The 18563-nt window shown below is 45.1% G+C and carries 13 protein-coding genes; 10 read left to right on the forward strand and 3 right to left on the reverse strand.

Features of this window, described 5'->3' with window-relative positions:
• The first annotated feature begins 154 nt into the window (after window positions 1-154).
• From rlmKL to rmf, 5 genes are all read left to right on the forward strand, one after another.
• The gene (rlmKL, locus tag EST55_RS02770) at window positions 155-2272 is read left to right on the forward strand and encodes a bifunctional 23S rRNA (guanine(2069)-N(7))-methyltransferase RlmK/23S rRNA (guanine(2445)-N(2))-methyltransferase RlmL (protein ID WP_129496561.1); all 2118 of its coding nucleotides are present in this window, start codon (window positions 155-157) and stop codon (window positions 2270-2272) included.
• Window positions 2272-2511: a glutaredoxin family protein gene (locus EST55_RS02775; protein WP_100692116.1), complete on the forward strand. Its 240-nt coding sequence runs from the start codon at window positions 2272-2274 to the stop codon at window positions 2509-2511. Before rlmKL ends, EST55_RS02775 begins: the two co-directional genes overlap by 1 nt.
• Window positions 2508-4460, forward strand: coding sequence for an ATP-binding cassette domain-containing protein (locus EST55_RS02780; protein WP_129496415.1), 1953 nt, complete (start codon window positions 2508-2510; stop codon window positions 4458-4460). Before EST55_RS02775 ends, EST55_RS02780 begins: the two co-directional genes overlap by 4 nt.
• A gap of 14 nt (window positions 4461-4474) precedes the next feature.
• Entirely contained in the window at window positions 4475-6217 is a 1743-nt protein-coding gene (locus EST55_RS02785) for a DUF3466 family protein (RefSeq protein ID WP_129496416.1), read from the forward strand.
• 169 nt (window positions 6218-6386) lie between these two features.
• Window positions 6387-6563: a ribosome modulation factor gene (gene rmf / locus EST55_RS02790; protein ID WP_053953642.1), complete on the forward strand. Its 177-nt coding sequence runs from the start codon at window positions 6387-6389 to the stop codon at window positions 6561-6563.
• A 76-nt stretch (window positions 6564-6639) separates the two neighbouring features.
• Here rmf and fabA read toward each other — a convergent pair whose 3' ends face one another.
• The 3 genes from fabA to EST55_RS02805 all read right to left on the reverse strand — a co-directional run bounded on the left by fabA (window position 6640) and on the right by EST55_RS02805 (window position 10225).
• Entirely contained in the window at window positions 6640-7152 is a 513-nt protein-coding gene (fabA, locus tag EST55_RS02795) for a 3-hydroxyacyl-[acyl-carrier-protein] dehydratase FabA (protein WP_198400858.1), read from the reverse strand.
• An 89-nt stretch (window positions 7153-7241) separates the two neighbouring features.
• On the reverse strand, window positions 7242-9158 hold the full coding sequence (locus tag EST55_RS02800; protein ID WP_129496417.1) for an AAA family ATPase: 1917 nt from the start codon (window positions 9156-9158) through the stop codon (window positions 7242-7244).
• A 155-nt stretch (window positions 9159-9313) separates the two neighbouring features.
• Complete coding sequence (locus EST55_RS02805; RefSeq protein WP_088769370.1) at window positions 9314-10225, reverse strand: LysR family transcriptional regulator; 912 nt, start codon at window positions 10223-10225, stop codon at window positions 9314-9316.
• Window positions 10226-10339: 114 nt separating this feature from the next.
• On the opposite strand from EST55_RS02805, the gene EST55_RS02810 reads away from it, so the two are divergent.
• The 5 genes from EST55_RS02810 (at window position 10340) to ccoN (ending at window position 18554) form a co-directional block, all read left to right on the forward strand.
• The gene (locus EST55_RS02810; protein WP_129496418.1) at window positions 10340-10903 is read left to right on the forward strand and encodes an NAD(P)H-dependent oxidoreductase; all 564 of its coding nucleotides are present in this window, start codon (window positions 10340-10342) and stop codon (window positions 10901-10903) included.
• A gap of 103 nt (window positions 10904-11006) precedes the next feature.
• Window positions 11007-12101, forward strand: a complete 1095-nt coding sequence (locus EST55_RS02815; protein WP_129496419.1) for an efflux RND transporter periplasmic adaptor subunit — start codon at window positions 11007-11009, stop codon at window positions 12099-12101.
• Window positions 12098-15232: an efflux RND transporter permease subunit gene (locus tag EST55_RS02820; RefSeq protein ID WP_129496420.1), complete on the forward strand. Its 3135-nt coding sequence runs from the start codon at window positions 12098-12100 to the stop codon at window positions 15230-15232. Before EST55_RS02815 ends, EST55_RS02820 begins: the two co-directional genes overlap by 4 nt.
• A gap of 106 nt (window positions 15233-15338) precedes the next feature.
• Window positions 15339-16979 (forward strand): methyl-accepting chemotaxis protein, encoded by a 1641-nt coding sequence (locus EST55_RS02825; protein WP_129496421.1) that lies wholly within the window; start codon window positions 15339-15341, stop codon window positions 16977-16979.
• Window positions 16980-17117: 138 nt separating this feature from the next.
• Entirely contained in the window at window positions 17118-18554 is a 1437-nt protein-coding gene (ccoN, locus tag EST55_RS02830; RefSeq protein WP_058579175.1) for a cytochrome-c oxidase, cbb3-type subunit I, read from the forward strand.
• Window positions 18555-18563 lie beyond the last annotated feature (9 nt).

Raw genomic sequence — 18563 nt, forward strand, 5'->3', positions numbered from 1 at the left:
CGCAAGCCTTATTTTACTTAACCGCCTACTATTCAGCCAAATCCGGCTTAAGTGATTATTAATTAGTCATTTAAGGTTATTTCCCGGGTTATTAAAGACAGCCAAGTGGCTCTCCGTTATAATTGCGGTTTACTGAATGAACAAGTCGGAATTTATGCATCGTTTTTTTATCGCCTGTGCCAAAGGGCTCGAAGAGCTACTTCATGAAGAATTGCAGGCTTACGAATTACCTTATTTAAAACAAACAGTTGCGGGCTGCTATATTGATGCTTCTTTAGAGCAGGCCTACCGCATTGTGATGTGGTCGCGATTAGCCAGCCGTATGTTGCTGCAGTTAGGCGAGCACGAACCCAGCAGCCTGGACGATATAAAACTGACATTGACTCAGTTTAACTGGCAGCGAGTTTTTAGTAATAACGATACTTTTATTATCGACTTCTCCGGTAGTAATGACGATATTCGTCACACCCAGTTTGGCGCACAGCTGGTTAAGGATTGCATTGTTGATCACTTTCGCAATAAGGGGCTTGCACGACCGAATATAGAAAAAGAGCAACCCGATATTCGTATTGCCGTTCGTCTGCACAAAGGAAAGCTCGTATGGTCGTTAGACTTTTCCGGTGACGGCATGCACAAGCGAGGTTATCGAACCGAGCAGGGCGCCGCGCCGTTACGAGAAACGTTGGCCGCAGCAATTCTTATTCGATCGGGTATAAAAACCGAGTTAGAAAAATCCCGACCTGCTATCTTTGATCCTTTTTGTGGCTCAGGCACTTTGCTTATTGAAGCGGCAATGATGGCCTGTGATCATGCGCCGGGTTTAGCTCGGGGGCATTGGGGCTTTTTACGTTGGAAGGAGCATGATACCGCTGCATGGCATAGCGTGCTAGACGAGGCCGAAGAGCGTTTTAAATTAGGAAAAGCTGCTTTCAACGGCATCATTAAAGGGTCTGACAGCAGCGGACGAATGATTTCAATTGCCAGTAGCAACGCCAATCGAGTACTACTTAACGATGTTATTGAATGGGAAGAAGGCGATGCGACCGACTTGGAAGCACCGGCTGAATCCGGTCTACTGGTGACCAACCCGCCTTACGGTGAGCGCCTGGGTGAGGTTGTTGAAACCCTGTTGCTTTACCAGCGTTTTGGCAAAACATTAAAAGAAAACTTCCAAAACTGGCATTTATCGATACTGGCTGGTGACGAACAGTTATTAAAACGCTTACGACTCAGAAGTCATAAGAAATATTCACTGTTAAACGGTGCAATTCCGGTTACTCTAGCGCTTTACGACTTAACAATAGAGCAACCAGACTTTACGGAAAGTAAAAGTAACGATTTATTAAACAGGCTTAAAAAGAATTACTCAAAACTACGCAAGTGGGCAGAAAAAGAAGCGCTGGATTGCTGGCGAGTCTACGACGCTGACATGCCTGAGTACAATGCAGCCATTGATATTTACGGCGATTACTTAGTCGTTCAAGAGTATGCGGCGCCAAAAACTGTTCCTGACGGCGTCGCAAATGATCGTCTGTGGTTCATGCTTGAGACATTAAGCGAAGCCTTACCATTTGATGAAAGCAATATTGTGTTGAAGCGCCGCCAACGTCAGAGCGGTCGCCAACAATATGAGAAACGCTCTCAGGAGAGTAAAATACTGACCGTTCATGAATACGGTGCACGCTTCGAGGTGAACTTGACGGATTACCTCGACACCGGTTTGTTTATGGATCATCGGTTGGTGCGCAAAGAACTTTTAGAAAAATGCAATGAGCTTGACGTCTTAAACCTGTTCGCTTACACCTGTACTGCGTCAGTTCAAGCCGCAAGAAGCGGGGCTAAGCGAGTAGTATCTGTTGACATGTCAAATACTTACCTTAAGTGGGGCGAACGTAATTTTGAGCTGAATAACTTGCGTGGTGATTACGACTTTGTTCAAGCCGACTGCTTTAGCTGGATGCGAGAGCAACGTGGTAAACAAGCTTTTGATGTGATCTTTCTGGATCCGCCGACCTTCAGTAACTCCAAACGAATGAGCGGCACTCTGGATATACAACGTGACCACGTAGGCCTTATAAAAACCGCGGCAAACTTGCTGCATGACGATGGCGTTATTTTGTTTTCCAACAACCGTAAGAAATTCAAAATTGACGTTGAAGGTCTGGAGAAAGCCGGTTTTGAAGTCAATGACCAGACGCAGGCGTCTATACCTGAAGACTTTAAACGTCATAAAGGCATACATCATTATTTTATTATTTCACGAGCGCACTAATGTCGGCGATTTACCTACTTACTAAGCCTAACTGCCCGTTATGCACACAAGCATTGCAAATGCTACATCAGTTGGTGCTAGAGGAGCCTGTAGAGCTCGGTGTCGTTGATATTTCTGAGCAAGACGACTTACAGGAAGAGTATGGTTGGCTTGTGCCGGTATTCGTAAAAGCCAGCGATGATAGTGAGCTTCGTTGGCCGTTCGATGAAAAGCAATTATTGGAGTTTATTGAGCAATGAGTTTATTGCGAGTTCAGGATGCTCATTTAGCCTTTGGTGCGGATGCTATTCTAGATGGCGTCGACTTTACGGTAGAAGCGGGTGAGCGTATTTGCTTGGTTGGTCGTAATGGCGCCGGAAAGTCGACGTTATTAAAGGCCATTGATGGTGAAATCTTACTGGATTCGGGAAGTGTGCAAACAATAGGCGACACGAAAGTCGCCCGCTTACCGCAGGACCCCCCAGCCCAATCGACACAAACTATTTATGATTATGTTGCTGAGGGATTAGCCGACACCGGAAGACTCCTGTCAGAATACCATAGACTCTCAGAGCAACTGGCAGACGGAAGTAGCAATGATAAAACACTGCAGGACTTAGAGCGTGTTCAAACTGCGCTGGATGCTTGTAATGGGTGGCAAATGGCCACGCGTATAGAGCAAACTTTAACGCGTTTACAACTGCCCGCTGATGACACTATGGCATCCTTGTCCGGTGGTTGGTTACGACGTATTGCGTTGGCACGTGCGCTTGTGGTTGATCCCGATTTATTATTACTGGATGAGCCAACCAACCACTTAGATATTGATATGGTTCGTTGGCTTGAAGAGCAAATCGTCGCTTTTAAAGGTGCTGTGCTGTTTATCAGTCATGACCGTGCTTTTATAAGACGCCTGGCGACTCGAATCATTGACTTAGATCGGGGTTTATTGACGAGTTACTCCGGTAATTACGACAATTACCTAGTTAAGAAAAATGAAGCTTTAGAAGTAGAAGCTGCCCAAAATGCGGAATTTGATAAAAAGCTGGCGGAAGAAGAGGCTTGGATACGACAAGGTATTAAGGCACGCCGAACCCGTAATGAAGGGCGTGTGCGTGCTTTGCAAGATTTACGCAAACAAAGACAACAACGCCGCGAACTTCAGGGAAAAGCCAATTTATCCGTTAATGAGTCACAGCGTTCCGGCAAGAAGGTCTTTGAAGGCGAGAATATGTCCTTGTCTTTCGGCGGTAAGCGAATTATCAACGATCTCGATTTGCTGCTGATGCGTGGTGACAAAGTCGCGCTTGTTGGTCCCAACGGCTGTGGGAAAAGTACCTTAATAAAGGTGATTTTGGGCGATCAGCCGGTTGACTCAGGCGTTGTACGTTTAGGAACCAACCTAGAGGTTGCTTACTTTGATCAGCACAGGGCGCAGCTCGATCCCGCTCAGTCGGTTATGGACAACGTGGGTGACGGCAAACAAGACATTGAGTTTCAGGGGCGTCCGCGACATATCTTAAGTTACTTGCAGGACTTTCTATTCACCCCGAAGCAGGCACGTACACCGGTTAGTGCATTGTCTGGTGGTGAGCGAAATCGCGCCTTACTGGCGAAAATACTGCTAAAACCAAGCAATATTTTGGTTCTCGATGAGCCCACCAACGACTTGGACATTGAAACACTCGAACTTCTAGAACAGATAATTGCCAATTACGAAGGTACGGTTCTTCTGGTAAGTCACGACCGTGAGTTCGTTGATAATACCGCCACAAGTGTTCTTTATTTTGAAGGCGATGGAATCATTACTGAAATTTTCGGTGGCTTTACCGAGCTTGAGCACTATTTAAAAAATAAAAAGCCTTCCGAATCAACAAATTCTTCCCCTTCAAAGGGAACCAAAGCACCAGTAAAAGAGTCTGAGTCCAACAAAAATAAAGAAGCGGATAAACAAGCGTCTTCCAACGGTTCAGCCAAGCCACGTAAAAAGTTATCCTATAAGTTGCAGCGTGAGCTGGACGAGCTACCAAAAGTGATTGCTGAAAAAGAAGCGCGTCTGGAAGAGTTACAAGAATTAATTAATGAAGCTGGGTTTTTTGAACAACCGCTAGAGAAAACAGAGCCTGTCATGAATGAAATTACAGAGCTGGAAGAGCAGCTGATGCAGGATCTTGAGCGTTGGGAAGAACTCGAAAACTTATCAGAATAGAGTAGTTATTAATAATGAAAACATTTACAACAAAAGCTGTTACTGCCGCTATTTTGTCATCGCTATCACTGTCAGCTGCTGCTGATTTGTATCAGGTAGAAGAAATACCGACAGCCGATAACTTTCGTCATAGCTTTCCTCGGGATATTAACGCGCAAAACTTTGTGGTGGGTATTTCGCGCTTACCAACTGACGTAGATATAACAAAGGTGTCTCAAAGAATCCTGGATAATCTAGAGATTGATAGTCTTGAGTCTTTAACTCAAGAGGAGCGAGAAATCTTAATTAAAGCCCTTGCTAACGAACAATTAGGGATTATTGGTGTTGAACGAGAGCAACCTCAAAGAGTTGGTATAAATAGAGCGTTTTATTTTGATTCGGCACTTCAATCAGTAGAGCCGATACCACCAACAGGAGAAGAGTGGGCTGATAGCAGTGACAGTTTTTTTTACAGCATTAATAACGCCAACTCTGCTGTGGGTTACAGTACTGCCCCATATGAATTAGTTGAGTATACCTACACTGATAGTGACGGCGCAGAACAGAGCCGTGAGTATTTTATTTCTGACTTTATTAGCCGCGGTGTCTGGTTTAATAATGGTGAGATTACGCAGGTCACACCGCCTGAGACAGAGTACCTTGGTGGTGAAACTGCATTGATGGATGTTAATGATTCAGGACTAGCCGCTGGTTACGCGAGTACTGCTGTTAGCCCTCGCGCAGAAGAAAGAATTGCAGAGTGCACACCTGAAGATGAAGAAACCATTGTTACGAAACCTTTACAGGTATGTGTGTGGGAAATTTGGTTTTCTTTAAAAAATAGCACGGCTGGAAACATAGAACCTTATACTTTTAGCCTCTATTCGAGAAGTAATAGTGGCTCATTTGGCGCTAACCGTTCCATTTACGATGTTCGAGGTTTTTTGTGGCAGCTAGACGCCAATGGAAACGTTATTGGTGAACCTGAGAGGTTAGGTACTTTAATGCCTCGGAAGGAAGACGATAAAAATGACTTTTCAAGTTACGCTTATACAGTCAACAATAACGGCATAGCGGGCGGTCAAAGCTGGACATATCACCCCGATTTAGATGCTGTAAAAATGCCGGCTATTTTTATGAATGGGGACGCATTACCAATAACAGAAGATCCCAAATATCGCTGGGGCTCTGTCAATGATATTAATGACAATAATATTGCGACAGGTTATTTAGCTGAAGTTATTTCCTCAAAGTTAAGAACAACAAGCTTTGTTTTCGATGTTAATAGTAAAGAGCTGACCATGTTACCTGGCTTTTTTACTGGCTCATCAACTGTTGCAAACGCAATTAACACTAATGGCATTGTTGTCGGTACAGGAGAGATAGAAGCGAGTCTTTCTATTCGAGACAGAGCAGCGTTTATGTTCGACTCGACAAAGGAGGGTGCTGAATTTATTAACTTAAACAACGCGATAAGCTGTGAGGCTCCCTACAATATTATTGAAGCAAACAGCATTAATGACAGCGGTGTTATTGTTGCAACAGCACTTAAGCCGGAGGAGTACACAGACAGCGATGGTGAAACTCAAACGCGGGACGTAGTTGTTACTTTAAAACTTGATCCTTCAGCTGCCGATGGTGAGCTGAACGATTGTACGGAACAAGAGAACCTTGTAGAAAGGCAGGGGGCGAGTTTAGGCTTTGGGTCTTTGTTTGGCTTTATCAGCTTAGGTGCACTTATTTCTGTATTCCGTCGTAAATCAAAAATTAATAGCTAAACGTTCTATATAAAAAAGTGGCACAGTTTCAATTCGTTAAAAAATGTCAACTGAGACTCTGCCACTTTTACAATTGAACTCTCTCCAAATAAGTCTATCAATAGTAGAGAGGCATAAATAAAAAGCCTCTTAAAAAGAACAACTGTGAACAACAGGCGAGGATAGATTTATGAAAAGACAAAAACGCGATCGCTTTGAAAGAGCTCACACTCAAGGCTTTAAAGCTGGTTTACATGGGCGCTCAAAAGATAACTGTCCTTATCAAACTCAAGACGAGTTTAGATCTCATTGGTTAGGTGGCTGGAGAGACGCCATGGAAGCAAGGAATACCGGCTTGTTTCGCTAATTTGTCATTCCTTTAAAGGAGAAACGCCGATAGTAACAGCTATCGGCGTTTTTGTTTTCAGCAAGTTGTCGCGCTATTAAAAAGTAGATGTATCCGTAAACAGCCCGACTTTTAAATCTTTAGCAGTATAAATCTCACGACCATCGACTTCGACGCGACCGTCACCAACCCCCATGAACAACTTGCGTTTTATGACGCGTTTCATATCGATGTAATAGCTAACTTTCTTATGTTCAGGAAGAATTTGCCCCGTAAACTTCACTTCACCAACGCCTAATGCACGTCCACGACCAGGACCGCCTGACCACGCCAAATGAAAACCCAGTAATTGCCACATTGCGTCTAAGCCAAGGCAGCCAGGCATTACCGGGTCCCCGATAAAGTGACACTGGAAAAACCAAAGATCAGGGTTAATGTCTAATTCTGCATGAATATAGCCTTTACCATGGGCACCGCCGTCTTCATTAATTTCAATGATTCTATCCATCATTAACATATCAGGGGCGGGCAGTTTGCTGTTACCAGGGCCAAACATTTCGCCACGGCTACATGCGAGTAGGTCCTCGCGGGTAAAACTCGACTGTTTCATAAACACCTTAAATAATTGAAAAATCTGTGCCGCAGTTTAGCGTACAGCTGTACGCTAAACAAATCCGACAAGTGCTTATGAACAAAAAATTATGAAAAAAGTCGACGCCAAAAGCCAATAGGTTGACCTGACGCATCATCTTCCAAGGTGTTTTCTTTCACTTTCTGGAAAAAATCATCCGCTCTACAGGAAGAGAGTATCTCTAACGCTTCCTCAACGTGAGCAACGGCATAGATATGGAAGTTTCCGTGTTTTACCGCGTCGATAACTTCTTCGTTCAAGTTTAATTGGTGCTTATTGGAGACGGGAATAATAACACCTTGATCGCCGTTAAAACCGCGCTCTTTACACAGTGCATAATAACCTTCAATTTTTTCGTTAACCGCGCCAATAGACTGCACGTTACCAAACTGATCGACAGCGCCAGTTATTGCTAAAGACTGTTTCAGAGGAATATTAGCTAATGCAGACATTAAGCAGCACAGCTCACCTAAAGACGCGCTGTCACCGTCAACTTCGTAGTAAGACTGTTCAAATACAACCGTGGCTGACACCGACAGCGGTGCGTAACGTGCGAACTGATTAGCTAAATAAGCGCTCAGAATCATCACACCTTTAGTGTGAATATTTCCTGACAAATCCGATTTGCGTTCGATATCAATAATATCGCCGTCGCCATAGTGAATGGTGGCGGTAATCCGGGACGGTTCCCCAAATTCGCTGCCACCCATAGTGACAACAGTCAGACCATTAAGCTGGCCAATAGCTTCGCCGTGGGTATCTATTCTAACTTGTTGCTCAAGAATACTGCGGCGACTCAGTTCCGCTAAGTTACCTTCGCGGTCACGCTGCTGCTGCAACGCATCGTCAATGGCTTGCTTATCAATCTCTGTTTGTTGACGCTCTAATGCACAACTGTTGGCCTCCCTTAATACCTGCAACAAGCGAACAGAATTAAGCGTGAGTTCTTGCTGGTAATCGGTGTATCGAGCACACACTTTTAATAACCCAGCATAACCACTTTGATTTAACGGCAACACGTCAGCAATTTGCCAAACGTAATTCAGGTAATCAAAGTAGGGTGCCACGGGGTCATTTTGCGTAGCGTAATGACCATGAAAGTCTGCCAGAAACGGAAAGAAATGATCAAAGTCTTCGTCGTATTCGCGTAATTGAGCGTATTCGTTACGAGAGCCCAGTAAAATGACTTTCAAATTAACCGGAACCGGCTCTGGACGGTAGAAAAAAGCAGTGCCGGAATCCGGTTTGGGTGTTGACCAGTCTAATTCACCGCTCTCAATGACGTTTTTCAGGCGCTTCCAAAGCTTAATATCTTCCAATAGCTCAGCAACCTCAATGGCCAGCACGCCGCCATTCGCCTTGTGAATAAGGCCTGGCTCTATCAAGTGCAACTCAGAACGAACGGTTCCTTCAATTGCCTGAACGCCAATATGACCAAACAGACGCTCTTCTGTGACTCTGTCGCAGTAGTAATAAGGAGCAGGGTGCTTATGCGCCACTAAAATACTGGCCAGTTGTTCACCTTGTATCTCTTCAGGAGACACATTACGTACTTGCTGCATATAGTCCCGGAGCTTGTGCGTGTCATAAGCTTGGGTGATTTCTTTATAGGCCGTTTCGCGTTGGTCTTTTGGTAAATTAATAAAAGCCCACACAGCCTCTAAAAAAGCCTCAGCCGAACCCGACGGAATATTAACCGCAATTGGTCGTAGCGCATCGTTTGGGTTTGCCATATAGACCCAGTCGAACCAACTGGAGTGTTCCCATTGGTGCTCACTAAAATACGCGTTAAGCGCATCACGTTTTAAAATACCAGGCGAAAACAGCGCATAGATATTCGAATACGTGCCACGTTGCTGCAGCGCATCATCAAACGCCTTAGTTGCGCGAGACTGACCAACTAACGGATTCTCGGTTAAGTTTGCCGGGAAGCTTTGCAACCAGCTATCAATATCTGGCTGCAACGCCAGGTGTTCTAACTTCATAAAATTATCTCTTAATTATCTATGAGCGCATGATACCAGAATTCTGGAGTAACCGATGATTTGGGCGTTAAAACCTAATACTACATAATTGCGTATAATGTATATTATGTTAAATAAGATATATTAAGAGATAAGTAAGACCGTAAGCACTAACTTTAAAACGTATGTTCCGCTACTTCAGGAAGTTTCTCTGCAAGAAAATCTATTAAGGTTCTTACCGCAGGTTTAAGTCCACGGCGATGAGAATATGTCATGTGCATAATACCAACCGGTAAGTTCCAGTTCGGTAGTAACTGAACAAGCAGCCCTTCAGATACCGCTTGCTGTCCTATGTAATTCGGCAATGCGACAATTCCCTGGTTATTTATGGCGGCTTCTTTTAAGAGCATCATGTCGTCACTAATAAGCTTCGGCTGGAAATTAATTTGCTGCTTGTCGCCTTGTTCATTCGTTAGCTGATAATGGTAACGCCCGCTGGTGTAATGCAGACTCAGTTGCGGGTGTTGTATTAAGTCCTGAGGCTCTTTAACCGGCTGCGCGTTTAACAGCTCAGGAGAAATAAACAAACTTGATGGAGACTCTGTTAACGGCCGCGCAATTAACGAGGAGTCTTCAATATACGGACGTACCCGAAGCGCAATATCAATATTTTCATCAATGAGGTTAACCGGCCTATTAGTCGCAATGACATTGAGCTGCACTTCTGGGTATTTCTCCATGAACTCTGGTAATACTTTCACCAATAAACTTTGGCTTATAGCATACGGACAACTCATATTCACACGACCTCTGGGCTTTTCTAACAATGCCTGAGTCACCATCTGCGCAGATTCCGCGGCATCAACTAAAGACTCGCAATGCACCAAAAATGCTTCGCCAACATCGGTAAGTTTTAACCCGGAACGCCCCCTATTAACCAAGCGTACGCCCTGCTCTTTCTCTAGCTGACTTAGCCGGCGACTTATGGTCGACTTTGGTAGCTCTAATTCTCTTGCGGCCGCATTAATACTGCCTGCACGCACCGTGCGCGCGAATAAATAATAATTTGCAATATTAGGTATCGACATAAGTGTTCTAATTTTGGAACGTTTAGTCCCATTTTATCGTCTTTTTATTTAATTCGGAACACGTAGTATTAACGCCAACATTATAATTAAGACCAGATTTAAAGGAGCTACCCTATGAACGTATTGCATTTAGACTCAGGTATTTTTGTTGAAGGTTCTGTGAGCCGTCAGTTAAGTGCTGACATTATTAAAAAACTACAAGCTGAAAGCGATATTTCGGTAAAACACCGTGACTTAGTGACTGACGCTATTCCGCACTTAGGCGCTGATGAATTGTTAGCTGAAGATAAGCCATTAATTAACGAGTTGATTGAAGAGCTCAAAAACGCCGATGTTTTAGTCATTGGCGCACCGATGTACAACTTCACTATTCCTACACAGCTTAAAGCCTGGATTGACCGGGTTTTGCAAGCTGGCGTGACGTTTCGCTATACCGAAAATGGTCCTGAAGGTCAGTTAGAAGGCAAAAAAGCCTATATCGCGTCAGGTCGCGGCGGTGTTTATTCTAAAGGTGAAGCGATCGCATTAGACCATCAAGAAGCGTATTTAAAAACCGCTTTGTCGTTTATCGGTATTACTGACGTCGAAATTGTTCGTGCAGAAGGCTTGAATATGGGTGACGAAGCCCGTGAGCAAGGCTTATTAAACGCTAAGTCTCAGATAGCAGAAATAGCGTAGTTCCCAACCCTCCGACGGATTAACTTATAGACAACCTGGTTAATCCGTCGGCGTTATTCCTACGTATCCGTTAGACAGGTATTTTAAAAGGCTTGTCTAAATCATGAAAATATTGGCATCTCGATATTACTCACTGGTAGTTGCAGTCTCTTTTAGCGTCTTTATGACCAGCGATGCGCTGGCAATTCAAATCTCAACAAAAGTTGATGTTGTTGACGTTAAAAAGGAACACGCTTATCAAATGATGTCCATTCCTGCCTCTGTAACCGCGAACAATAACAGTAACTTAAGTTTCGGCGTTTCCGGGCGTTTGTTGTCTTTCGAGTACGATGTGGGTGACAACGTTGATGCCAACTCGACTATTGCACAACTGGATAAACGTCAAATTAACGCGAGTATCGAGTCATTAAAAGCGCAAAAAAAATCACTACAGGCAACCCTTAATGACGAACAACAACAGTTAGAAGAGCTCCAAAGTCTGGCAAAAACAGATTTTGTCGCCCAAAGCGAATTGCGCCGGGCTCGTGCCGCCGTGTCGGTAGCAGAGGCGAATTTATCCGAGATTTCAGCGCGTTTAAATGAGCGTGAAGTTAACCTGGACTACCATCAGCTAAAGGCCCCTTTTAATGCAGTCGTTGCCGAGAGACTAGTTAATGTCGGTGAATGGATTACCCAGGATCAGCCCGCATTTCGAGTTGTTGAGCTGGAAAATATTTATGTTGATGTCTACGTTGCGCAGCGTTATTTGGGCGAAATAGATGACTCAACAGAAGTGAAGATAGCAAACGGTAACCAACTGACCAACGCGACAATCAAGGCAAAAGTCCCCTATATCAACCCCAATGACAGAACTTTTTTGCTAAGGCTGAAACCCAATAAGCCCGAGCAGCTTGTTGTCGGCGCTGCTGTGAACGCAAAAATTAAATTACGCAGCGCCGCCCCGGAGTTAGTTGTGCCGCAAGACGCTGTGATTCGCTACAGTGACGGCCGTACCTCGGTGTGGGTCATTGAAGGTGAAAACAACGAATCAATTGTAAGAGAGAAATTGGCTGAATTAGGGCAGTCGTTTGGCGGCTGGATCGTTATCGAATCCGGACTCAGTGAAGATGACAAAGTGGTCGTACGGGGGAATGAATCATTAACTGACGGAGAAAGCGTAACCCCAACTACCAGTCAAGACTATGAGCTGCCATTATGATAGAAGCCCTGATACGCCATAAGCATGTCACCATTGTTGCGGTTCTCATTCTTTGTTTGTTAGGCATTTCCGCAGCCTTAAAAATACCAGTGCAAATGATCCCTGATTTGGAAGTCAGGACAATATCGGTGCAAACCAATTGGCCTGGAGCAACACCGCAGGATATCGAAAAAGAGATTTTAATAGAGCAAGAAGAATACCTTCGCACTGTGCCCAATCTACAACGCATGGAAAGTAGTGCCAGTAACGGCCAGGCATCTATCGAGTTGGACTTTCCTTTTGGAATAGATGTTACCGAAACATTAATTCTGGTTAACAATGCATTAAGTCAGGTTCCGAACTATCCAGACAATGTCGATCAACCTCGTATTTTTGCTGCTTCATTTTCAAGTAATGCCTTTATGTATTTTCGGGTGGCTCCCCTACCCGATAATCCGAAGAATATTGATATGGTTCGAATGCGCGATTATATCGAGGACAATGTCCGACCCCGCATGTCGAGTGTTGCCGGCGTGTCACAAGTTGAAGTCAGTGGCGGTGCTCAGAGACAAGTTCGCATTCAACTTGATCGCGAGATGCTAAGTAGCTATGGGTTAACGGTGATTGATGTTCAGCAGGCCCTTCAGCGTCGCAACGTGGATACCTCGGCGGGTGAACTTGAGCAAAACAAACGTCGCTATTTACTACGCACCGTTGGGCGTTTCGACAACCTGGATGAAATGGAAAGCACCATTATTGCGCGTAACGGCGACCGTATCATTCGATTAAACGATATCGCCCGCATCGACCTAAATCATTTTGAAACCAACAGTGAGTCTTGGTTCAAGGACGAACAAGTATTAAGCCTTCAGGTAAAGCGCGAGTCAGGGTCCAATGTTATTGATATAAAGTACGCTATGCTTGAAGAGGTTGAGCGTATTAATGAAGAACTTTTACGTCCCGCCGGGATGCAAATCATTCTGAACTCGGATGATGTTCGCTACGTGGAAGCCTCTATTCAAAATGTGCTTTTTAACCTGGCGCTGGGCGCATTGTTTGCCACCTTAGTCATGTATGCCCTAATGCGTTCAGGTCGTGCGACACTCATCGCCGTTATTGGTATCCCAATATGCACATTGGCTGGCTTTATCGGTTTACTTCTCCTCGAACGAACCATCAATGTTATTTCGCTGGCAGGTATTGCCTTTGCCATCGGCATGACATTGGATAACACCATTGTCGTGTTGGAAAGTATTGAGCTGGAAAGACAAAAAGGCGCTTCGCCCAAAAAGGCCGCAATATTAGGCGTCCAGCGAGTATGGACGGCAGTTCTTGCGTCAACCTTAACAACCGTGATGGTTTTCCTGCCTATCCTGTTTATCGTCCAGGAAGCCGGACAACTCTATTCCGACATAGCTATTGCCATCTCGTCCGCTATTATTGCTTCTATGGCCGTTTCGGTCACATTGGTTCCTTTACTCTCAGCCTATTTCCCAGCAAAAGCAAAAACCGATGTAACCGACAAACTATTAACTAACGTCGATAAAATAGCGGAATCAACATTAGCCAGTAAAAGCCGTCAATTACTGACCGTAGGCGTTACCTTTATTGCGGTAGTGGTCACTTGGTTGATTTTAACACCGCCTGCGGAATACTTACCGGAGGGTGAAGAAGCGAAAACGTTTGCCTCGATGAATGCACCACCGGGTTATAACTTGCAAACCATGTCAGCGATCGGCGATGAAATTCGGGCGATCTTCGACCCGGCTCTTATTACCGAGAGAAATGAAGTGCAAAGCCCCGGCGGACTCACTATACCGGCATTAAAAACTATCAGTTACAGCATATCGCCAACCAGTATGCGAATTATTGCTGAGACTCGAAACCCAGATCGTATCGAGGAGCTAATGGATGCGATAACCACGGTTTATGAGCGTTACCCTGGAATGCGTACGTTTGCCACTAAGGGTTCTATTATTAGCAGCAATGACGGTGGAACCCGAAGCATTAACGTTGATGTTGGGGGCAGTAATTTAGCCGAGGTCTATAACGCTGCGCGTGCCATTTATGCCCGCTCGGAGAAGGTTTTTGGTAACCCTCGCATTCAAAGTAACCCCAGCTCTTTGACGTTACAACAACCGTTACTGGAAGTGAAACCTGATTTTGACCGTTTGGCTGAAATTAATAGTGATGCAGAGAGTCTGGGGTTTGCCGTTGCCGCACTGACCGATGGCGCTTTTGTCGGCGAGTTCTTTCAGGGGGACGACAAAATCGATATGTATTTATTCAGTCAGGACGAAACTAACGTCAAACCGGATGACTTAAATACCATGCCCGTTCTTCAGTATCAGGGACGTCCCCTGCCGCTATCGGCGCTAGCTGAAGTTAAAGAAACAGTCGATACCAGCACGGTGCGTCGGGTCGATAGCCGCAGAACGGTCACCTTAAATATTATTCCACCCGATGACGTACCGTTGGAATCGGGGGTGCAGACCGTTCAAAGTGACGTGATTCAACACCTGCGCGATCAAGGTGTTATTAGTAAAGACATCACAACGCAGTTGTCGGGAGCGGCGGATCAGCTAGCAGAAACGCAGGCAGCTCTTAGCCAAAACTATCTGCTTTCAGTCGCCATCGTTTATTTACTCATGGTGGCAATATTCGCGCATTGGGGATACCCACTGCTTATTATGTTGACCATTCCGATGGGTATCAGTGCCGGTATTCTTGGACTAGCCCTAATGAATGGTGTTGGCGATTTACTGCCACTACTGGGTATGAAACCGTTGAGTCAGCCGTTCGATATGATAACCATGCTGGGCTTTTTGATACTCATGGGAACCGTTATCAACAACCCGATATTGGTCGTTGAGCGTGCCGTTTATTTGCGTGATAAAGAAAACTACGCACTTATTGATGCTATAAAAGAAGGCCTACGCTCTCGTGTACGCCCTATCACGATTACCACTTTGACAACCTTATGTGGGATTGCACCATTGGTATTTATTCCTGGCGAAGGGACCGAGCTTTACCGTGGCGTTGGCATTATTGTGATGTTTGGTTTAATAGGCGCGGCTATCGTTACTATTGTTACATTACCGGCGCTTTCTGCCCTACTTTTGAAGGAACAACGAAACGCTAAAACTGAATAGGATGCTTTTTAAACACGTTCTTTGACTTTGGTCTACTTTCCTTTGCGTAAAGAAAAGGTAAATTAAGACGATATAAAAACATAATTAAAAAAGTTAAGGAACGGCCATGAAGCTAATACAGCGTCTTAGCATTACCCAGCGGCTTGTCACTTTATTAGGAATCGCTGCTTTCGGCACCGCCCTAATGGTGGCTTTTATGATGTTTATTTTAAACGGACTTCTAATCGATGAAGAAAAGCGCAAGCTTGATGCTGTATTAGACGCCGCCCACACCATTGTTAGTTATTATCACGAACAAGCTGAAAGCGGCCAATTGACAGAACAGCAAGCCCGTCAGCAAGCTTTTAACCGCCTTGATGAAATTCGGTATGAAGGAGCGGAATATATTTTTACGCTTAACCGCCAAGGCGAAATGGTTCAGCATCCTTTTACTAAATCTTTAGTTGGTAAGAATGTGTTGTCCTATGAAGACCCTGAAGGTACTCGCTTGTTCCAGGAGATGATCAATAAGGCGCGCTCGAGCGATCGGGGCACTGTCGAGTACATTTGGCAAAAAGGCAGCGATAGTAACAATTTGGTTTCAAAGGTCAGCCGAATTCGGGTTTTTGAGCCCTGGAACATCATTCTTGGCACAGGACAATACACCGATAATATTGCGACTATTTTATGGCAGGAGTTTTTTAAACTGGCCGGTTTAGCTCTGGTGCTGGCTGTTCCTTTAATGCTCTTGTTTATCCTCATTATCCGATCGATTACACGACCGCTTAAAACCATTAACAACGCCATGGTCGATATAGCCGAAGGTGAAGGCGACTTAACTCGTCGCCTAAATGATACGGGATCTGATGAACTAGCGAGACTGGCCGCGTCATTTAATACCTTTGTGCATAAAATACAACAGTTAGTGCAAAGTGTTCAGGAAAGTGCTCAACGTGAAAGTGAGGCCGCGAAAAAGCTGATAGAACTGTCTTCCAGCAGTAGCCAGCAAAGCGACGAGTTGAGTTCACAAACGGGCTCTGTCGCAACCGCGATTACTGAGCTCTCATCGTCTGCGGCAGAGGTCGCGGATCATGCTCGTCAGGCTGCTGATTCCGCAAATACCGCTGATGAAGAAGCCGGCCGCTCTGCTGTTATTGTGCGAGAGTCGGTCAATAATATCGAGGCACTGACTAATGAGCTTAAGAAAGCCGGAGAGCAAGCGCGCCTGCTTCAGGACGGCTCGGAAAAAATCGGCAATATTCTTGGAGTCATAGTCGCTATTGCCGAACAGACCAACTTATTGGCACTAAATGCCGCTATTGAAGCGGCGCGTGCCGGTGAGGCCGGTCGTGGATTTGCGGTTGTTGCTGACGAAGTCAGAACGTTAGCAACTCGAACACAACACTCAACCGATGAAATCTCCGGCATTGTTGACAGCATTCAGGGCGCCATAAAAGACGTCAGCCAAATCATTACGGACGTTGAAGGTCGTTCTGCTTCAACCAATGAGGAAGCGCTAAAAGCAGAACAGGCTATTAGTCAAATCCAGGAAGCTGTTGCAAACATCTCGACCATGAATGTTCAGATAGCTTCGGCCACAGACGAACAAAGCCGAGTCACCAAGGATTTGAACGAAAACATCACTGGTATTTCTGATCTTTCTCACGCAAATCAGGAAGCAAATGCCCAAGTTGCTGAAGTCAGTCAGGATCTTAATAAAAACAGTGTTGATTTAAGTCAACTTGTTAGCCGCTTTAAAACGCAATAACCTTGAAAGTTATGGGGATACTGGCAATATCCCCCTGTACCTTTTTGAACATAAAGCGTAAAATGAAGGTACTTTTACAAGGAGTGTGTCTGGTAAAAGTCTCCTTTTTCCTGATCTTAATCATTGCGGATTTAAAAGATGAGTCAAACTATTCCACAACAACCGAACGAATATAATATGAAGGTCGTCCGGCAGTTTACTGTCATGACCATTATTTGGGGTATCGTCGGTATGGCGTTAGGTGTGTTAATTGCAGCCCAGCTCGTCTGGCCTGAACTTAACTTTAATACACCTTGGCTAACCTACTCACGTCTTCGCCCTCTTCATACCAACGCCGTTATTTTTGCGTTTGGTACCAGTGCGCTTTTTGCCACCTCTTATTATGTGGTGCAAAAAACCTGTAAAGTGAGTCTTTTCTCGGACAAACTTGCTGCTTTTACCTTTTGGGGTTGGCAAGCCGTTATTGTTGCCGCAGTTATTACGCTGCCACTCGGTTTAACCAGCACCAAAGAATACGCTGAGCTTGAATGGCCAATCGATATTCTTATCGCGATTGTCTGGATTGCTTACCTCATCGTATTTTTCGGCACTTTGGCCATCCGTAAAACCTCGCACATTTATGTTGCAAACTGGTTCTACGGCGGCTTTATTGTCGTTATTGCGATGCTACACATCGTTAACAGCCTGGCAGTACCGGTGGACTTCACTAAGTCATACTCTATGTACTCAGGTGCTGTCGACGCTATGGTTCAGTGGTGGTACGGGCACAACGCTGTTGGCTTCCTACTGACCGCTGGTTTCCTGGGTATGATGTATTACTTCGTACCTAAGCAAGCAGAACGTCCGGTTTACTCATACCGTTTATCCGTTGTCCACTTCTGGGCACTTATTTCACTGTATATTTGGGCTGGCCCTCACCATCTCCACTATACCGCTTTACCTGACTGGACTCAGTCCGTCGGTATGGTTATGTCAGTTATCTTGTTCGTACCTTCCTGGGGCGGCATGATCAACGGTATCATGACGCTTTCTGGTGCATGGCATAAACTGCGTACTGACCCAATCCTGCGCTTCTTGATTGTGTCTCTGTCGTTCTACGGCATGTCGACCTTTGAAGGTCCAATGATGGCAATCAAGTCAGTAAACGCCCTGTCCCACTACACTGACTGGACAGTAGGTCACGTCCACTCAGGTGCCCTTGGTTGGGTCGCGATGATTACCATTGGTTCTATGTACTACTTAGTTCCACGCTTGTTTAACCAGAAAGAAATTCACAGCATTAAATTAGTGAACGTACATTTCTGGTTGCACACCATCGGTGTTGTCTTCTACATCGTCTCTATGTGGATTTCAGGTGTCATGCAAGGTCTGATGTGGCGCGCGACTAACTCTGACGGAACTCTCACCTACAGCTTTGTAGAAAGTGTTCAGGCGTCTTACCCGTTCTGGACTGGTCGCTTTATTGGTGGTGTATTTATTGTCGTCGGTATGCTGTTAATGGCATATAACTGTTATAAAACCATTCGTGCTGGCCGTCGTGAGACTGCCGCAGGCAACGTCGTACAAACAGCCTGAGGGGGAAGG

The sequence above is a fragment of the Idiomarina sp. 29L genome (genome assembly GCF_004123135.1).
In the GTDB taxonomy this organism is placed as follows: Bacteria; Pseudomonadota; Gammaproteobacteria; order Enterobacterales; family Alteromonadaceae; genus Idiomarina.

Bases quoted from the DNA above. Each gene is read 5' to 3' on its own strand.
- rlmKL (WP_129496561.1), top strand. From the start codon at position 155: ATGCATCGTTTTTTTATCGCCTGTGCCAAAGGGCTCGAAGAGCTACTT.
- EST55_RS02775 (WP_100692116.1), top strand. From the start codon at position 2,272: ATGTCGGCGATTTACCTACTTACTAAGCCTAACTGCCCGTTATGCACA.
- EST55_RS02780 (WP_129496415.1), top strand. From the start codon at position 2,508: ATGAGTTTATTGCGAGTTCAGGATGCTCATTTAGCCTTTGGTGCGGAT.
- EST55_RS02785 (WP_129496416.1), top strand. From the start codon at position 4,475: ATGAAAACATTTACAACAAAAGCTGTTACTGCCGCTATTTTGTCATCG.
- rmf (WP_053953642.1), top strand. From the start codon at position 6,387: ATGAAAAGACAAAAACGCGATCGCTTTGAAAGAGCTCACACTCAAGGC.
- fabA (WP_198400858.1), bottom strand. From the start codon at position 7,152: ATGAAACAGTCGAGTTTTACCCGCGAGGACCTACTCGCATGTAGCCGT.
- EST55_RS02800 (WP_129496417.1), bottom strand. From the start codon at position 9,158: ATGAAGTTAGAACACCTGGCGTTGCAGCCAGATATTGATAGCTGGTTG.
- EST55_RS02805 (WP_088769370.1), bottom strand. From the start codon at position 10,225: ATGTCGATACCTAATATTGCAAATTATTATTTATTCGCGCGCACGGTG.
- EST55_RS02810 (WP_129496418.1), top strand. From the start codon at position 10,340: ATGAACGTATTGCATTTAGACTCAGGTATTTTTGTTGAAGGTTCTGTG.
- EST55_RS02815 (WP_129496419.1), top strand. From the start codon at position 11,007: ATGAAAATATTGGCATCTCGATATTACTCACTGGTAGTTGCAGTCTCT.
- EST55_RS02820 (WP_129496420.1), top strand. From the start codon at position 12,098: ATGATAGAAGCCCTGATACGCCATAAGCATGTCACCATTGTTGCGGTT.
- EST55_RS02825 (WP_129496421.1), top strand. From the start codon at position 15,339: ATGAAGCTAATACAGCGTCTTAGCATTACCCAGCGGCTTGTCACTTTA.
- ccoN (WP_058579175.1), top strand. From the start codon at position 17,118: ATGAGTCAAACTATTCCACAACAACCGAACGAATATAATATGAAGGTC.